We start from the raw sequence: 15,401 nt of genomic DNA, 5'->3' as shown, positions 1-15,401 counted from the left end.
CGGACCGCGTCGACCCGGCGCGTCCTCGGCGGCGACGATGCCCACCGACGGGCCCCACGTGAGCCGGTCGAGGACGGCCCGGGCGCGGGGCGGAGCCTCGGCGACGGCCGCCCGGATGGTCTCCTCGTCGAGGGCGTCGCCGCCCGGCAGGTCGTCTCCGCCGGGCCCGAGGCCGGCGACGTTGTCGCCGAGGACGTCCTTGGCGGTCCGCGTGACGACGGTCCCCTCCGGGGCTCGCCAGACGAGGGCGACGCGCCAGAGGTCGTCGAGCAGGCGGGTGGCCGTGGCCGTGTCGACCTCGCCGAGCGCGCGAGCGAGGTCGGCCGTGCTCACCGTCTCGCCGACGACCGCCGCGGCCTCGAGGGCGTTCAGGTGTGCGGTGTCCAGCCCGTCGACCGCACGCAGCGTGCTCGCGCGGGTCGAGCTGCGCGACGCCAGCGCGGTGAGGTCGCTCGGAGCCGGGCGTGCGAGGTCCGGGCGTGCGGCGAGCAGCGCGAGGAGCTCCTCGTCGGACCGCCCGCGGATGTCGTCGGCCAGCGAACGGCTCTGGCTGGGGGAGTCGGGCGGCACTGCACCACCGTAGTCCCGCGGAGCCCCGCGTAGATTCGCATCCATGACGACACAGGCGCCCTCACCCACCGGCGAGCAGTGGCACCTCTCGGTCGGCCGCGACGAGCTCGCCGTCGTCGAGGTCGGGGGCGGGCTGCGCTCGTGGACGCGCGACGGCGTCGACGTCCTCGCCGGCTACGACGCCGACGCGCCGTGCACGAGCGGCCGTGGGCAGCAGCTCATCCCGTGGCCCAACCGGATCCGCGACGGCCGCTACTCCTTGGACGGCGTCGACCACCAGCTGCCGCTCACCGAGGTCGAGTACGGCAACGCCAGCCACGGCCTCGTCCGCTGGGCGCCCTGGCGTCTCGTCGCGCGCACGGACTCCTCGCTCACCGTCGCGCACCGTCTCTTCCCACAGCCGGGCTGGGACTGGCACCTCGCGTCGACGACGACGTATGCCGTGTCGCCCGTCGGCCTCACCGTCACCGTGCACGTCGCGAACGTCGGGAAGGGCAACGCCCCCTTCGGCTTCGGCGCGCATCCCTACGTCGCCATCGGCGACATGCCGGTCGAGGACGTCGAGGTGAGCATTCCGGGCGCGAAGCGGGTCGAGGTCGACGACCGGATGCTGCCCCGCGCGACCTCACCGGTCGACGGCACGCCCTACGACTACCGGGCACCCAAGGCGATCGGGAAGCGGCGGCTCGACACGGCATACACGGATCTCGAGGTCGTCGACGGGCGGTGGACGGTCACCGTGACGACTCCCGACCGTGGGACCGTCGACGTCTGGGGCGACGCGGATGCACTGCCGTGGGTGCAGGTGTTCTCGGGCAAGGCCGAGGCGGACCAGCCCGGCGTCCACGGCATCGCCGTCGAGCCGATGACGTGCCCGCCCGACGCGTTCAACTCCCGCAACTCGCTGCTGCGGCTCGGCCCCGGGGAGGCGTGGACCGGCACGTGGGGGATCAGCCCGCGGTGACGCCGTTCTCGATGGGCGTGAGCTGACGCTCGAGGACGACGATCGCGGCGGCCATGACGACGAGGCCGCCCACCATCGCGCCGATGAACACCGCCGGGAGGTCGTGCTCGAGCAGGAGGCCGGAGACGATCGGCCCGAGGATGGCCCCGCCCTGGAAGGCGCCGGCGTTGACGGCGTTGGCGCGCCCGCGTACGTGGTCGTCGGCCATGTCGTTGGTGATGGCGGGGATGGCGATCTGCATGAAGATCTCGCCGAGCCCGAAGACGCCCATGAAGGCGACGACCGCGACCGCCGCGAGCATCGCCGGACCGAGGCCGGCCGACGAGAGCACGAGCCACGAGACGAGCCAGAGCACGACCATGACGAGCAGGCCGCGGGTGCGGCGGCGTCCTGTGACCGCCTTGAGCACGGTGAACTGGAGCGCCACGATGACGAGCGTGTTGATGGCGAACGCGAAGCCGATGACCTGGGTCGAGACCCCGCCGACCTGACGCGAGAAGGCCGGGAAGCCGGACTCGATCTGCCCGTAGCCGATGAAGGTGCAGAGGAAGGTGATGAAGGTGAGCCACAGGACCGGCGGCCGCCGCAGGATGTCGAGGTAGCCGACGGTCGGGGTGTCCTCGGTGCGCTCGGCTCGGCCGTGCACGTGGCGCAGGGGTCCGAGGAGGAGCCCCAGCGGCACGAGCATGCTCAGCGCGTCGGCGAGGAAGATCAGGGTGAAGGTCATCGGCTCGCGCACGTCGACGAAGAGGCCGCCGATGACGCCGCCGAGGCCGATGCCGAGGTTGACGAGGGCGAAGTTGACCCCGAAGTACTGCTGGCGGAGCGGGCCCGTGACCACCGAGGCGATGAGTGCGTTGAAGGCCGGCCACGAGACCCCGAAGTTGAAACCGAGGAGGACGAAGCCGACGACGAACGCCGGGACGGTGGTGGCGAAGGCGAGCACGACGCAGCCGACGAGCTGCGCGCTCGTGCCGGCGATGAGCATCCGGCGGGCGCCGAGGCGGTCGGTGAGCGACCCACCCGGACCGGTGACGCAGAGCGCGACGACGGCGATGAGGGCGAGGAGGGTGCCGGCCGTGCCGAGCCCGATGCCGCGCACCTCGTTGACGTAGATGACGGTGAACGGCAGCGTGAGGCCGCGGCCGAGGGTCTGCACCGCGACCGTCGACAGCAGCCAGCGCCCGGGGGTCGGGAGCTCGGCCCAGAACTGTCGCAGGCTCACCTTGCTGCGCGCGGTCTCGGTGCTCACCGGAGAACTCTCGCAGCCCGCACCGACACTCCCCAACCGACTTATTGCCGGTTCCAGCGCCCCGCCTCCGACTGACTGCGACGTCCAGCGGCGCTGGAACTGGCAATGAGTCGCGGACCGGGACCGGCGGGGTGTGCGGGAAAGGCGTGCGCGGGGCGGACATCCCGCCAGATACGCTGTGCGGGTACGCCCGGAGGTGCGAGCCACCGCACTCCGGACCCCACAGCAATCACATGAGGTGCCCCGTGCCGACTGGCAAGGTGAAGTTCTACGACTCCGACAAGGGCTTCGGGTTCGTCTCGACCGACGACCCGGCCGAGGGCGGCGACGTCTTCGTGCCCGCGAGCGCCCTGCCCGCGGGCGTGACGTCCCTCAAGAACGGTGCCCGCGTCGAGTTCGGCATCGTCGAGGGTCGCCGCGGCGCCCAGGCACTGTCGCTGCGCCTCCTCGAGCCCGCCGCGAGCGTCACGGCCAACCGCAAGGCCCGTGACCGCAAGCCGGCCGAGGAGATGGTCGTCATCGTCGAGGACCTCATCACCCTCCTCGACTCGGTGCAGAGCTCGCTGCGCCGCGGTCACTACCCCGACAAGGGCCACGGGTCCAAGGTCGCCCAGGTGCTGCGGGCCGTCGCCGACGACCTCGACGTCTGATGCCCGCCGTCAAGCCCGATCCCACCCTCAGGGGTGCGGTCGACCTCGCTCGCGAGGCCGCCGAGTCGATCGCGGAGGCCGGCACCGTCGGCGACCACCTCGGCATGGAGATGGTCGAGGACCGCGTCGGCACGCACTACTTCGCCTGCACCGCGGGCGCCTACCCCGGCTGGCGCTGGGCGATCACCGTCGCGCGCGTGCCGCGCTCCAAGGTGGTCACCGTCTCCGAGACCAACCTCGTCCCCGGTGACGGCGCGCTGCTGTCGCCCGAGTGGGTCCCGTATGCCGATCGGCTGGCTCCCGGGGACATCGGCCCCGGCGACGTCACGCCCAAGATCGACGACGACCCGCTGCTCGTGGCCGGCTTCGAGGCCACGGGCGACGAGGACGTCGACCGCGTCGCGCTCTACGAGCTCGGCCTCGGGCGCGAGCGGGTGCTGTCGGCCGAGGGCCGCGACGCCGCCGCCCAGCGCTGGTACGACGGCGACCATGGTCCCCACGCCCCCGTTGCCCAGAAGGCCCCGGCGCCGTGCTCCTCCTGCGGCTTCTTCATTCCGATGGCGGGTGCCCTTCGGTCTTTTTTCGGCGTGTGCGCCAACGCCTGGTCTCCCTCCGACGGCAGCGTCGTGAGCCTGGACCACGGCTGCGGCGCCCACTCCGAGGTCGACGTCGAGGCTCCTGAGCCCGAGGTCGTGGCGCCGCCGGTGCTCGACGACAACCAGCTCGAGCGGGTCTGAGACCGGCCGTGAGCGAGCCGCAGGGGGCGAGCGAGCCGGGAGTGGACGGCATACGGGCTTCTGACGTGCCCGAGGGCATGCCGGAGGGCGGGGTCGAGGTGCTGCGCGCGATGCAGGTCCCGACCCAGCGGATCATCGCCATCGGCCTCGTCCTGTGGGCCGTCGCGCTCGTCGTCACGCTGCTCGTGCCGGCGCTGCACGAGGGGGAGCGGTCGTGGTGGCCGTGGGGCTGCGTCGCCGGGTTCGTCCTCGGCACGATCGGCTTCGCCTACGTCCGCCGCGGTCGCGGCAACGCCCACGACGCCGGCTGAACGGCCCCGCGCCCCCGGCCCCGGCAGCCAAGCAGTCGAGAGTAGACAGAGTCCCGCCCTCGGAACTCGGGGCGGGACTCTGTCTACTCTCGACTCGGCGGGTCGGGCGCGGCGCGTCTCAGACGCCGAGGGCGGTCTTGATCGGGTCGATCGCGAAGTAGAGGACGAACAGCCCGGCGACGAGCCACATGAGCGGGTGGATCGCCGCGGCCTTGCCCCGGACGACCTTGATGAGGACGTAGGCGACGAAGCCGGCGCCGATGCCCGCGGTGATCGAGTAGGTGAACGGCATGAGGACGATCGTGAGGAAGGCCGGGATGGCGATCTCGACGTCGTCCCAGTCGATCTCCTTGACCTGCTGCATCATGAGGAAGCCGACGAGGACGAGCGCGGGGACCGCGGCCTCGGACGGGACGACCTTGATGAGCGGCGCGAAGACCATCGACAGCAGGAAGAGCAGCCCGGTGACGACCGAGGCGAGACCGGTGCGTGCGCCCTCGCCCACACCCGAGGCCGACTCGATGTAGCTCGTGTTCGACGAGACACCCGCGGCGCCACCGGCCGCGGCGGCCAGGGAGTCGACGACGAGGATGCGGTCGGTGTGCGGCGGCAGGCCGTCGTCGTCGAGCAGGTCGGCCTCGTGGCCGATCGCCGTCATCGTGCCCATGGTGTCGAAGAAGTCGGCGAGCATGAGGGTGAAGATGAGCAGTGCGGCCGAGACGATGCCGACCGACTGGAACGACCCGAGCAGCGAGAACTCGCCCACGGTCGAGAACGACGGGGTGTCGATGATCTCGTCGGGCAGCGTCGGGACGATGAGGCCCCAGCCGGTCGGGTTGACCTTGTCGCCCATGACCATCGGGCCGATCTTGGCGATGGCCTCGATGAGGATGGCGAGCACGGTCGTCGCTGCGATGGCGATGAGGATCGCACCCCGGACCTTGCGCACCCAGAGCACGATGATGAGGACGAGCCCGGCGACGAAGACGAAGGTCGGCCAGCCGCCGAGGAACCCGTCGACACCGAGCTGGACCGGCACCGTGCCCGAGGCCGTGCGGCGCACGAACCCCGCGTCGACGAAGCCGATGAGCGCGATGAAGAGGCCGATGCCGACCGAGATCGCGACCTTGAGCTGCTTGGGCACGGCGTGGAAGACCGCCTGCCGGAAGCCGGTGAGGACGAGTACGAGGATGATGAGGCCCTCGAGGACGACGAGGCCCATGGCGTCGGCCCACGTCATCTGCGACGCGACGGCGAACGCGACGAAGGCGTTGAGCCCGAGCCCGGTGGCGAGCGCGAGCGGGAAGTTCGCGACGACGCCCATGAGGATCGTGAGCAGCCCGGCGACGAGGGCGGTGCCCGCGGCGATGGCCGGGAGGTTGGACCCGTCGCCCGAGCCGCCGCCGAGGAAGTCGCCGTTGGCGTCCTGGGCGAAGCCGAGGATGAGCGGGTTGAGCACGACGATGTAGGCCATGGTGAAGAACGTGACGACGCCGCCACGCACCTCCCGGCCGATCGACGAGCCGCGCTCGGTGATCCTGAAGAAGCGGTCGATCGCGGAGGACCCGGTGCGCGGGTCGGCGCTGGTGGCAGTCGGCATGGGCGAACCATAGCGAGGGAGGCGGCGGACGGCATACGACGTCCCGCTGGACGATCTCGCGGACCGGAAGGGAAATACTTAGCAAACGTAATGAGTTAGGCTAAGTACCATGACGAACGACACCACGAGCCCGTATGCCGCCCTGCGGCCCGCCGCGGTGTCCGCCCTCGCCGGTGAGCTCCGCCTCGCCTGCATGCGCATCTCGCGGCGGGTCCGCTTCGAGAGCACCGACCTCATCGCCCCGCACCACTTCTCGGTGATGTGCCGGCTCGAGGAGTCGCCGCGCACGCCCGGCGAGCTCGCCGAGATCGAGAAGGTCAGCGCCCCGAGCATGACGCGCACCGTCGCCGGCCTCGTCGAGCGCGGCTGGGTCGAGCGGACGCCGGACCCCGACGACAAGCGCCAGGTCATCGTCTCGCTCACCGACGACGCGCGGAAGGTCCTCAAGGAGACCCGCCGCCGCCGCGACCAGTGGATGTCGGTCCGCGTCGGACACCTCGACCCCGAGGAGCAGGCGGTGCTCGTGCGCGCCACCGAGATCCTCCGGAAGGTGGCCAACGAGTGAGCCCGACCTTCACCTCCTTCAGCGAGCGCAACTACCGGATCTTCTACGCGGGCTCCTTCGTCTCCAACGTCGGGACGTGGATGGGCCGCGTCGCGCAGGACTGGCTCGTCCTCACCGAGCTCACCGACCACTCGAGCCAGGCCCTCGGCATCGTCACCGGCCTGCAGTTCCTGCCCTTCCTCCTGCTCGCCCCGTGGGCGGGCGCGATCGCCGACCGCTTCCACCGCCGCCGCATCCTCCTCGTCACCCAGAGCCTGCTGCTCGTGACGAGCCTCGTGCTCGCCGCCCTCGTGCTCCTCGACGTCGCCACCCTCTGGCAGGTCTATGCGATCGCCCTCGCCCAGGGCGTCGTCACCGCCATCGACAACCCGGCCCGCCAGTCCTTCGTCTCCGAGATGGTGCCGCGCGACAAGCTCGCCAACGCGGTCGCCCTCAACAGCGCGTCCTTCAACGCCGGACGGCTCATCGGGCCCGGCGTCGCCGGCCTCATGATCGCGGGCTACGGCACCGGCTGGACGCTGCTCGTCAACGTCGGCACGTTCGTCTTCGTCATCGTCGCGCTCGCCCTGCTGCGGACCGCCGACCTCATCCCGGCACCGCTGACGCGTGGCAAGGGAGCGATCCGCGAGGGCGTCCGCTACGTCCGCAACCGGCCGGACATCCAGGTTGTCATGCTCCTCGTCTTCGTCCTCGGCACCTTCGGCATGAACTTCCAGGTGACGACGGCGCTCATGGCCACCCAGGAGTTCGGCAAGGGCCCGACCGAGTACGGCGTGCTCGGCTCGATCATGGCCATCGGGTCGCTCACCGCCGCGCTGCTCAGCGCCCGTCGCGGCGAGCCCCGGCTGAGGGTGCTCCTGCTCTCGCTGGCCGGCTTCACGCTCTCGACGGCCGCGGCGGCCCTCGCCCCGACCTACGCGCTCTTCGCGGTCGCCCTTGTGCCCACCGGCCTGTCGGCGCTCACCGCGCTCACGACCGCCAACGCCATGGTGCAGCTCCGCACCGACCCGCTCGTCCGCGGCCGGGTCATGGCCCTCTACATGGCGATCTTCATGGGCGGCACCCCCATCGGCGCCCCGATCATCGGCTGGATCGGCGAGGTCTGGGGTGCGCGCTGGACGATCGCCATCGGCCCCATCGCCATCGGCATCACGCTGGTCGGCGTCATGTGGTGGATCGCCCGCCAGCAGAATGTCCGGGTGAGCTACGAGTCGCAGCGCTCCCCGCGCATCACCATCGAGGCCGTGCCGGTGCGTGACACCGTCACCGAGCCGGCGCCGGAGGCCGCGCGATGACGCCGACCTTCCGTCGCCGGATGACCCTCGGCGTCCTCGCGGTCCTCGTCGTCGTGGCGATCGCGTATGCCGTCCTCACCTGACGCGTGTGCCGTCCTCACCTGACGCGTATGCCGTCCGCACCTGAGCCGACCCGACACCCCTCCTGCTGGTGCCGGGTCGGTCGTGGTGCGGGTCAGGGGACGAGCGTGACCGATCCGTAGGGCAGCACGACGGGCACCGTGAGCAGGCCCGTCTTGACGGAGACGGTGACGGTGTTCTTGACGGTGTCGACCTTGGCGACCTGCGCGGTGACGCCGAGGTACTGCCCCGCGGTGATCTTCACGGTGTCGCCGACCGAGAAGGGGTCGGGGTCGACCGCCACGGTCGTCGAGGGCAGCGGCGTCGCGGTCACCCTTGGCAGCGGGACGGCGGGCGGTTTGGGCAGCGGCGCCGGTGCCGACGGAGGCTTCGGCTGGGGGACCGGAGAGGTCGACGTGGGCTTCGGCTGGGGCGTGCTGCTCCCACTCGTGGGCTTCGGGGCCGGGGTGCTGCCGGTACCCGACGACGGCTCTCCCGTTGCCCCGGGCGTGGGGCTCGCCCCCGGACCGGGCTGGGCGCCGGCAGGGGGAAGGTAGGGCGAGCGCCCGGCATACCCGGGCGGGAGAGCCGTCGCGGGCACGACCGAGTGACCGGCGCGGTAGGACGCGGCGATGCTCGTCACCTTGGCGACGTAGTCCATCGAGTGGTTGTAGCGGAGCACGGCCCGGGTGAGGTCGGACGAGTCGGTGAGGTCGCCCGAGCCCGAGCAGAGGTAGACGCCGGCAGCGGTGGCCGCGTCGAACATGTTCTGGGGGTCGCGCCGGCCGTCGTCGTTGCCGTCGGCGCCGACCGACCTCCACGTGCCGGGGATGAACTGCATGGGGCCCACGGCGCGGTCGAAGACGACGTCGCGGTCGTAGCGACCGCCGTCGGTGTCGGTGATGCGGGCGACGCCGTCACCGGTGAGCGGGATGCCGAAGATGCCGGGCACCGCCGTGCCGCCGGCGTCGAGGAGGTTGCGGCCCCAGCGGCCGTGGTCGCTCTCGACCTTGCCGATGCCGGCGAGGAGAGCCCAGTCGATCCTGCAGCCGGGGTCGGCCTCGGCGAGGAGGCGCTGGGCTGCCTGATAGGCGGCGAGGGCCTGGGCGGGGATGCCACTGGCAGTGCTCGTGAGGCCCCATGTCTGCGGCTGCTCGGGGAGAAGCTCGGGCGGGATCGAGGCGTTGGGGTCGGGCAGCTCGAGCGGCGGGAGGGCGGGGAGTGCGGGGAGGCTGCTCACGCCACCGGCCTGCTCCACGGCCACGGGCGGGACGACGAGGCGCGGGCGCTCGGCACTGCCGGGCTCGGTCGCGGCGACGGCCGCAACGCCGGTCGTCGTCACGGCGAGGGCGACCACCGCGCCGGCCACACGTCGGCCGGTCGTGGTCCGCAGGGCGTCCAGAGCCCTCCGGGACGTGCTGACCCCCATGTCAGCCTCCTTCTCGTCACGACGTCGTGCAGTCCATCGCAAAGGTTACCCGGAAGAAACCCCGGCCGTGGGCTTGCGGGTGAGGCACTCCACACCCCAGGTCCCACCCGCACCAGCAGGACCACTGGACCGCCGCGTCCGTCGCCCAAACGCACCTACCGCGTAGGAGGTGCTGTGATCACAGCACTTCCTACGCGGTAGGTGCCGACTCGGCGGCGAGCACTCAGAGAGCGGCGACGACGTGCTCGATCGAGGCGATGAGCTTGCTGACGTCCTCGGGCTCGACGGCCGGGAAGGTCGCCACGCGCAGCTGGTTGCGCCCGAGCTTGCGGTAGGGCTCGACGTCGACGACGCCGTGCGCGCGGAGCGTCTTGGCGATGACGGACGCGTCGACCGCGTCGTCGAAGTCGATCGTCGCGACGACCTGGCTGCGGGCGGCGGGGTCGGCGACGAACGGGGTCGCGTAGTCGACCGACTCGGCCCACGTGTAGAGACGGTCGGACGAGTCCTTGGTCCGGGCCGTGGCCCAGTCGAGGCCGCCCTGCTGGTTGAGCCAGCGCACCTGCTCGTCGAGCAGCGCGAGCGTGCCGACGGCCGGCGTGTTGTAGGTCTGGTCCTTGCGGCTGTTGTCGATCGCCGTCGGGAGGCTGAAGAAGTCCGGCACCCAGCGCCCGGTCGCCGCGATCTCGTCGACGCGGGCCAGCGCGGCGGGGGAGAAGAGCGCGAGCCACAGGCCACCGTCGGCGGCGAAGCACTTCTGCGGGCCGAAGTAGTAGACGTCGCTCTCGGCGACGTCGACGGGCAGGCCGCCGGCGCCCGAGGTGGCGTCGACGAGGACGAGTGCGTCGTCGGCAGCGCCCTCGACCCGGCGCACGTCGGTCATGACGCCCGTGCTCGTCTCGTTGTGCGCCCACGCGTAGACGTCGATGCCGTCCTCGGCGACCGCCGTGGGGCGCGTGCCCGGGTCGCTCTTGAGAATCGAGGACTCGCCAAGGAAGGGGGCGGCCGAGGTCACGGCGCCGAACTTGCTCGAGAACTCACCGAAGGCGAGGTGCTGGGCGCGCTCGCGCACGAGTCCGAAGGCGGCGATGTCCCAGAAGGCGGTGGCGCCACCGTTGCCGAGCACGACCTCGTAGCCCTCGGGCAGCGAGAAGAGGTCGGAGAGGCCGGAGCGCACCGACTTCACGAGGTTCTTGACGGGGGCCTGGCGGTGGGAGGTCCCGAGCACGGTCGTGCCGAGGGAGGCGAGGAACTCGACCTGCTCGGGGCGGACCTTGGAGGGGCCGGACCCGAAGCGTCCGTCGGTGGGGAGGAGGTCGGCGGGGATGGTGATGGCTGCGTCAGTCACCGGCCCATCCTCCCGCACGGCCGGAGTGCCCCCTGTGTGAGTTCACCCACCGGACGTCGTGAGACGCGTCGTCGTGCGCGTGACATGCCGTCGTGGCAGGAGCCGCGAACGGCGACGGGACGGCATACCGACTGCTCGGTATGCCGTCCCGTCACGGGACGTGGGGCGCTCAGGCCTCGCGCCAGCCGGCCACCGACTCGATGCCGCGGCTCGGCTCGCCGATGTAGCGCGAGCTCGGGCGGATGAGGCGGCCGGTCTTCTTCTGTTCGAGGATGTGCGCGGCCCAGCCGGCCGTGCGGGCCGAGACGAAGAGCGGCGTCATCATGTTGCCGGGGACCTCGGCGAAGTCGAGGAGCACCGCGGCCCAGTAGTCGACGTTGGTCTCCATCCGCCGTTCAGGGTGGCGCTCGGCGAGGGCCGCGATGGCGGCCTTCTCGAGCTCGGCGGCGACCTCGTAGCGCGGGGCGCCGAGGCGCTTGCACGTGTCGCGCAGGACGGCGGCGCGCGGGTCGTAGGCCCGGTAGACGCGGTGCCCGAAGCCCATGAGCCGCTCACCGCGGTCGAGGACCCCCTTGACGTATGCCGTCGCGTCACCGGTGCGCTCGACGCCCTCGATCATGTGCTGGGCGCGCGAGGGTGCGCCGCCGTGCAGCGGGCCCGACAGGGCGCCGATGGCGCCGGACATGCAGGCTGCGACGTCGGCGCCGGTGGAGGCGATGACGCGGGCGGTGAACGTCGAGGCGTTCATGCCGTGCTCGGCGGCGGAGATGAAGTAGGCGTCGATGGCCTCGACGTGCTTGGGGTCGGGCTCGCCGCGCCAGCGGATCATGAAGCGCTCGACGATCGTCTTGCCCTCGTCGACCCGGCTCTGCGGCACCATCGGCTTGTCCTGGCCGTGCGCCGACTGGGCGATGAAGGACAGCGCCATGACCGAGGCGCGGGCGAGGTTGTCGCGTGCCTCGGCGTCGTCGATGTCGAGCAGCGGCTTGAAGCCCCAGACGGGCGCGAGCTGCGCGAGGGCCGACTGGACGTCGACGCGGATGTCACCGGTGTGCACCGGCAGCGGGAACGGCTCGGCCGGCGGCAGGCCGGGGTCGAACTCGTTGTCGACGAGCAGCCCCCACACCTGGCCGAAGCTCACCCGGCCGACGAGGTCCTTGATGTCGACGCCGCGGTAGCGCAGCGCGCCACCCTCCTTGTCGGGTTCGGCGATCGTCGACTCGAAGGCGATGACGCCCTCGAGGCCCGGCCGGAAGTCGGGGTCGGGCGCCGCCTTCGCAGGTGCGGCGGCGGTGGTGTCGGTCTCGGACTTCGCTGTCACAAGTTCCCTCGTCTCGGCTTCTTCCGGTGTCGGGCAGCAACATTGTGCACGCCGACGATCCGGGCGGGTGGGTCAATCGGTGGGTGGTTCAGGTGCCGGACCGCTCGACGGCGATCCATGTCTGGTCGGCCCGGGCCAGCAGGCGCCCACCGGCCGTGAAGAGGGCCGATCCTGCGTGCCGCTTGCGCCCGTCGTCGCCGCGCGACCACGACAGGACGACGTGCTCCTCGCCGAGCGTCGGCGGGGTGGTGATGCGGGCGGTCATCGTGCCGAGCACCATGACCGTCGCCGGGAAGCCGGCCGCCTTGCCGCCCGGGCAGTCGAGCGCGGCCCACACCTCGGGAGGCGAGTCGTCGCGCGGGGTCCAGGTCGCGGCATACGCACCGCTGTCGCCGGGGAGGCGTCCGGAACGCATGTGGAGGCCGCTCGGGTGGTCGGGGCCGCAGCCGTAGCAGGTCGGGAACGGGTGCTCCTGCGCCGTGATCGCGAACGCCTCGGCGGCACGGGCCTGGTCGACCGTGACCGGGTCGGGGAGGGGGCCGTCCGGCGCGGGGGCGGCGGTGGCCGTCGCGACCACCGCGTCGCCGTCACGCAGGGTCGTCGGGGTCGCCTCGCCGCCGACGTCGAGGGTGAGCTCGCGGTCGAGCGGTGGGGGGAGGCGCAGCCGCACCGAGACCGCTGGGGCGTCCTCGGTGGTCGGGGTGTGGCTCGCGACGAGCCCGCTCACCCAGCCGCCGTTGCCCGACGTCGGAGGGCCGTTGTATCGACCGGGGATCACCACGTGCACGGCCCCAACCTACGTGTCAGGGTTACGGGCGTGGCCACCGCCGAGGAGTTCTCGCTGCGGAGCATCGCGTTGCCGGCGTTCGGGCCGACGGCGGTGTGGTCGGTCGGGGTCGGCGCCGCGGTGCCGGTCGTCGCGCTCAGTGCGCGCGACCTCGGCGCCAGCGTGGCGCTCGCGGCGGCCTTCGTCCTCATCGAGGGCATGTCGGCCTTCGTGTCGTCCCTGCCCGCCGGCTCGCTCGTCGCCCGGATCGGCGAGCGGCGCGCCCTCGCCGGGGCCGCGGTCGTCGACGCGCTCGGCGCCCTGCTCGCCGTTGTCGCGCAGAACCTCTGGACGCTCGGCATCGCCATCGGGCTCATGGGCACGACGGGGTCGGTCTTCCTCCTCGCACGCCAGTCGTGGCTCACCGCCCGGGCACCGGTGCGGAGCCGGGCCCGCGCCATGTCGACGATGGGCGGGGTCCAGCGCGTCGGCCTCTTCGTGGGGCCCTTCGTCTCGGCGCCGATCATCGCGTTGTGGGGCACGAGAGCCGCGTATGCCGTGGCGGTCGTCGCGGGCCTGCTCGCCGCGGTGTGGGCGTGGACGGGCCTGCGCGGTCCGCTGGGTGACGAGGGCGACGCGTCTTCGCGTGGTTCGCGTGGTCGGCGTGGTTCGCGGACGGGTCGGTCGGGCCCGGGTCGGCCGGTGGTGCGCGAGCGGGTGGGGCTGCGCGACGTCGTGCGCAGCCACCAGAGGGTGCTCATGACGATCGGGCTCGGGGTCGTCGTCATCGGTGCGGCGCGCCAAGGGCGGTTCGTCATCGTGCCGCTCTGGTCGGAGTCGGTCGGCATCACCGACAGCCAGGTCGCCCTCGTCTTCGGCATCGCCGGCGCCGCTGAGGTCCTCCTCTTCTACCCCGCCGGCTCGGTCATGGACCGCTTCGGACGGGTCTGGGTCGCCGTGCCGTTCCTCCTCGTCCTCGGGCTGGGCATGGTGCTGCTGCCGCTCGCCCACGGGTTCGCGGCCGTCGCCGCGTTCTCGACGCTCATGGGGGTCGGCAACGGGCTGGGGTCGGGCATCGTCCAGACCCTCGGGGCGGACGTGGCGCCGGTCGCCGGCCGCGCCCAGTTCCTCTCCGCGTGGCGGTTCCTCTCGCTGCTCGGGCAGAACGGCGCACCCCTGCTCGTCAGCGGGGTGACGGTCCTCGCCGGGCTCGGACCCGCGTGCGTCGTCCTCGGACTCGTCGTGCTGGGTGGCGCCCCGATGCTGGGACGGTGGCTGCCGGCATACGACCCTCGCGGTGGAGGCGTCCCGACCGCCGCGAGGTGAATGCGAGAATGTGCAGGTGACCGACCTCATCGACACCACGGAGATGTACCTCCGCACCGTCTTCGAGCTCGAGGAGGAGGGCATCACCCCCCTGCGAGCCCGCATCGCCGAGCGCCTCGGCCACTCCGGCCCCACCGTGTCGCAGACGGTCGCCCGCATGGAGCGCGACGGCCTGCTCTCGGTCGCGGGGGACCGCCACATCGAGCTGTCCGAGGAGGGCCGCCGCCTCGCCACGCGGGTCATGCGCAAGCACCGCATCGCCGAGCGACTCCTCGTCGACGTCATCGGGCTCGAGTGGGAGTATGTCCACGACGAGGCGTGCCGGTGGGAGCACGTCATGTCGGACCGCGTCGAGCGCAAGATCCTCGCGCTCCTCGCCGACCACACCGAGTCGCCCTACGGCAACCCCATCCCGGGGCTGGAGGAGTTCGGCGAGGCGCTCGCGGAGGACTTCCGCACCGGCCTGTCGACGCTGTCCGAGGTCGCGGACACCGCGCCCGTCACGGTGACCGTGCGCCGCATCGGCGAGCCCGCGCAGAACGACCACGAGGCGCTCGGGCTGCTCACGGCTGCGGGCCTGCTTCCGGGCCAGCTCGCCACCGTGCGGCGCGAGAACGGCCGCGTCATCGCTGCCCTCGAGGGCGCCGACGAGACGACCGGGGTCTCCCTGCCCGACGACATCGCGACGCACGTCTTCGTCGCACGTGCGGCACGTCACACCTGACCTGCTCGAGACGCCCGGCGCGCCCGGCGGGTCGTGCGTGGCCGAGCACGCGAGGATGCGGGCGGACGACGGCGTCTCACGGGGTGGTCCCCGACTTGGCCGTTACCGGAATGTGACTTCGGGTCCCAGCGCCGCTACGGTGGGTCCACCCCTGATCCACCGAGAGGTTCTCTTTCGTGCTTTCCCCTGACACGCGCGCCGGTCGTCGCCGCGCGCAGACGCGCCGTCGTCTGCCCGACGTGACCGCCGCTTTCTCCTCCCTGTCCCGCCCGACCCTCGTCAAGGGCCTCGTCGGCCTCGGCCTCGCCACGAGCGTCGCCGCAGCCGTCGCGATCCCGGTCCAGGCCGACCCCGGCCAGATCGAGCTCGGCTCGCAGACGAACGCCTTCGTGGCACGTGACCGCGCCGCCGCGACCGAGGGAACGACCTCGCGCAGCAGCGCCCGCGCGTCGGTCGCCGGCTCGCGCGCGGCCCTCACGGCCC

The 15,401-nt window shown here is 72.2% G+C and carries 15 protein-coding genes and 1 pseudogene; 9 read left to right on the top strand and 7 right to left on the bottom strand.

Annotated features, from left to right (window positions below; all coding sequences use genetic code 11):
• Window positions 1-570 (bottom strand): annotated as a pseudogene (locus tag N798_RS13910) (helicase-associated domain-containing protein); the annotation flags it as partial.
• Window positions 571-613: 43 nt separating this feature from the next.
• Here N798_RS13910 and N798_RS13905 point away from each other — a divergent pair.
• Entirely contained in the window at window positions 614-1,534 is a 921-nt protein-coding gene (locus N798_RS13905; RefSeq protein WP_035949452.1) for an aldose 1-epimerase family protein, read from the top strand.
• On the opposite strand, the gene N798_RS13900 is transcribed toward N798_RS13905, so the two are convergent.
• A complete protein-coding gene (locus tag N798_RS13900) occupies window positions 1,521-2,786 on the bottom strand; it encodes an MFS transporter (RefSeq protein WP_035949450.1) in 1,266 nt (421 codons plus the stop codon). The two genes, N798_RS13905 and N798_RS13900, sit on opposite strands and share 14 nt — an antisense overlap.
• 245 nt (window positions 2,787-3,031) lie before the next feature.
• On the opposite strand from N798_RS13900, the gene N798_RS13895 reads away from it, so the two are divergent.
• The 3 genes from N798_RS13895 to N798_RS13885 are packed head-to-tail and all read left to right on the top strand — an operon-like array spanning window position 3,032 to window position 4,484.
• Complete coding sequence (locus N798_RS13895) at window positions 3,032-3,436, top strand: cold-shock protein (RefSeq protein ID WP_035949448.1); 405 nt, start codon at window positions 3,032-3,034, stop codon at window positions 3,434-3,436.
• Entirely contained in the window at window positions 3,436-4,173 is a 738-nt protein-coding gene (locus N798_RS13890; protein ID WP_035949446.1) for a DUF3027 domain-containing protein, read from the top strand. Before N798_RS13895 ends, N798_RS13890 begins: the two co-directional genes overlap by 1 nt.
• A gap of 8 nt (window positions 4,174-4,181) precedes the next feature.
• Complete coding sequence (locus N798_RS13885) at window positions 4,182-4,484, top strand: DUF2530 domain-containing protein (RefSeq protein WP_229708549.1); 303 nt, start codon at window positions 4,182-4,184, stop codon at window positions 4,482-4,484.
• A gap of 118 nt (window positions 4,485-4,602) precedes the next feature.
• On the opposite strand, the gene N798_RS13880 is transcribed toward N798_RS13885, so the two are convergent.
• Window positions 4,603-6,084: an NCS2 family permease gene (locus N798_RS13880; protein WP_035949442.1), complete on the bottom strand. Its 1,482-nt coding sequence runs from the start codon at window positions 6,082-6,084 to the stop codon at window positions 4,603-4,605.
• Between the two features lie 109 nt (window positions 6,085-6,193).
• Between N798_RS13880 and N798_RS13875 the strand changes: the two genes are divergently transcribed.
• Both N798_RS13875 and N798_RS13870 read left to right on the top strand, forming a co-directional pair.
• Window positions 6,194-6,649 (top strand): MarR family winged helix-turn-helix transcriptional regulator, encoded by a 456-nt coding sequence (locus N798_RS13875; protein ID WP_035949440.1) that lies wholly within the window; start codon window positions 6,194-6,196, stop codon window positions 6,647-6,649.
• Window positions 6,646-7,944, top strand: a complete 1,299-nt coding sequence (locus N798_RS13870) for an MFS transporter (protein ID WP_035949438.1) — start codon at window positions 6,646-6,648, stop codon at window positions 7,942-7,944. The genes N798_RS13875 and N798_RS13870 overlap by 4 nt, the downstream gene beginning before the upstream one ends.
• Before the next feature lie 175 nt (window positions 7,945-8,119).
• Here the strand turns inward: N798_RS13870 and N798_RS17540 are convergent, their stop codons facing one another.
• The 4 genes from N798_RS17540 to N798_RS13850 all read right to left on the bottom strand — a co-directional run bounded on the left by N798_RS17540 (window position 8,120) and on the right by N798_RS13850 (window position 12,889).
• Window positions 8,120-9,433 carry a KOW motif-containing protein gene (locus tag N798_RS17540; protein ID WP_052117369.1) on the bottom strand — a complete coding sequence of 438 codons (1,314 nt, stop codon included), beginning with the start codon at window positions 9,431-9,433 and terminating at the stop codon, window positions 8,120-8,122.
• A gap of 223 nt (window positions 9,434-9,656) precedes the next feature.
• Window positions 9,657-10,781, bottom strand: coding sequence for a phosphoserine transaminase (gene serC, locus N798_RS13860; protein WP_035949437.1), 1,125 nt, complete (start codon window positions 10,779-10,781; stop codon window positions 9,657-9,659).
• A gap of 169 nt (window positions 10,782-10,950) precedes the next feature.
• Window positions 10,951-12,102, bottom strand: coding sequence for a citrate synthase 2 (locus tag N798_RS13855; protein WP_084100733.1), 1,152 nt, complete (start codon window positions 12,100-12,102; stop codon window positions 10,951-10,953).
• Between the two features lie 88 nt (window positions 12,103-12,190).
• On the bottom strand, window positions 12,191-12,889 hold the full coding sequence (locus N798_RS13850) for a hypothetical protein (protein ID WP_052117368.1): 699 nt from the start codon (window positions 12,887-12,889) through the stop codon (window positions 12,191-12,193).
• A 30-nt stretch (window positions 12,890-12,919) separates the two neighbouring features.
• On the opposite strand from N798_RS13850, the gene N798_RS13845 reads away from it, so the two are divergent.
• The 3 genes from N798_RS13845 to N798_RS13835 form a co-directional block, all read left to right on the top strand.
• Window positions 12,920-14,194, top strand: coding sequence for an MFS transporter (locus N798_RS13845; protein ID WP_035949435.1), 1,275 nt, complete (start codon window positions 12,920-12,922; stop codon window positions 14,192-14,194).
• A 16-nt stretch (window positions 14,195-14,210) separates the two neighbouring features.
• Window positions 14,211-14,918: a metal-dependent transcriptional regulator gene (locus N798_RS13840; protein ID WP_035949455.1), complete on the top strand. Its 708-nt coding sequence runs from the start codon at window positions 14,211-14,213 to the stop codon at window positions 14,916-14,918.
• Between the two features lie 239 nt (window positions 14,919-15,157).
• Window positions 15,158-15,401, top strand: a 244-nt coding sequence (locus tag N798_RS13835; protein ID WP_035949432.1) for a hypothetical protein, incomplete at its 3' end; no start/stop codon positions are given.

The organism is Knoellia flava TL1, assembly GCF_000768675.1.
Lineage (GTDB): Bacteria > Actinomycetota > Actinomycetes > Actinomycetales > Dermatophilaceae > Knoellia > Knoellia flava.
Note: the sequence above shows the minus strand (reverse complement) of the source record. Positions and strands in the feature narration are given on the sequence as shown.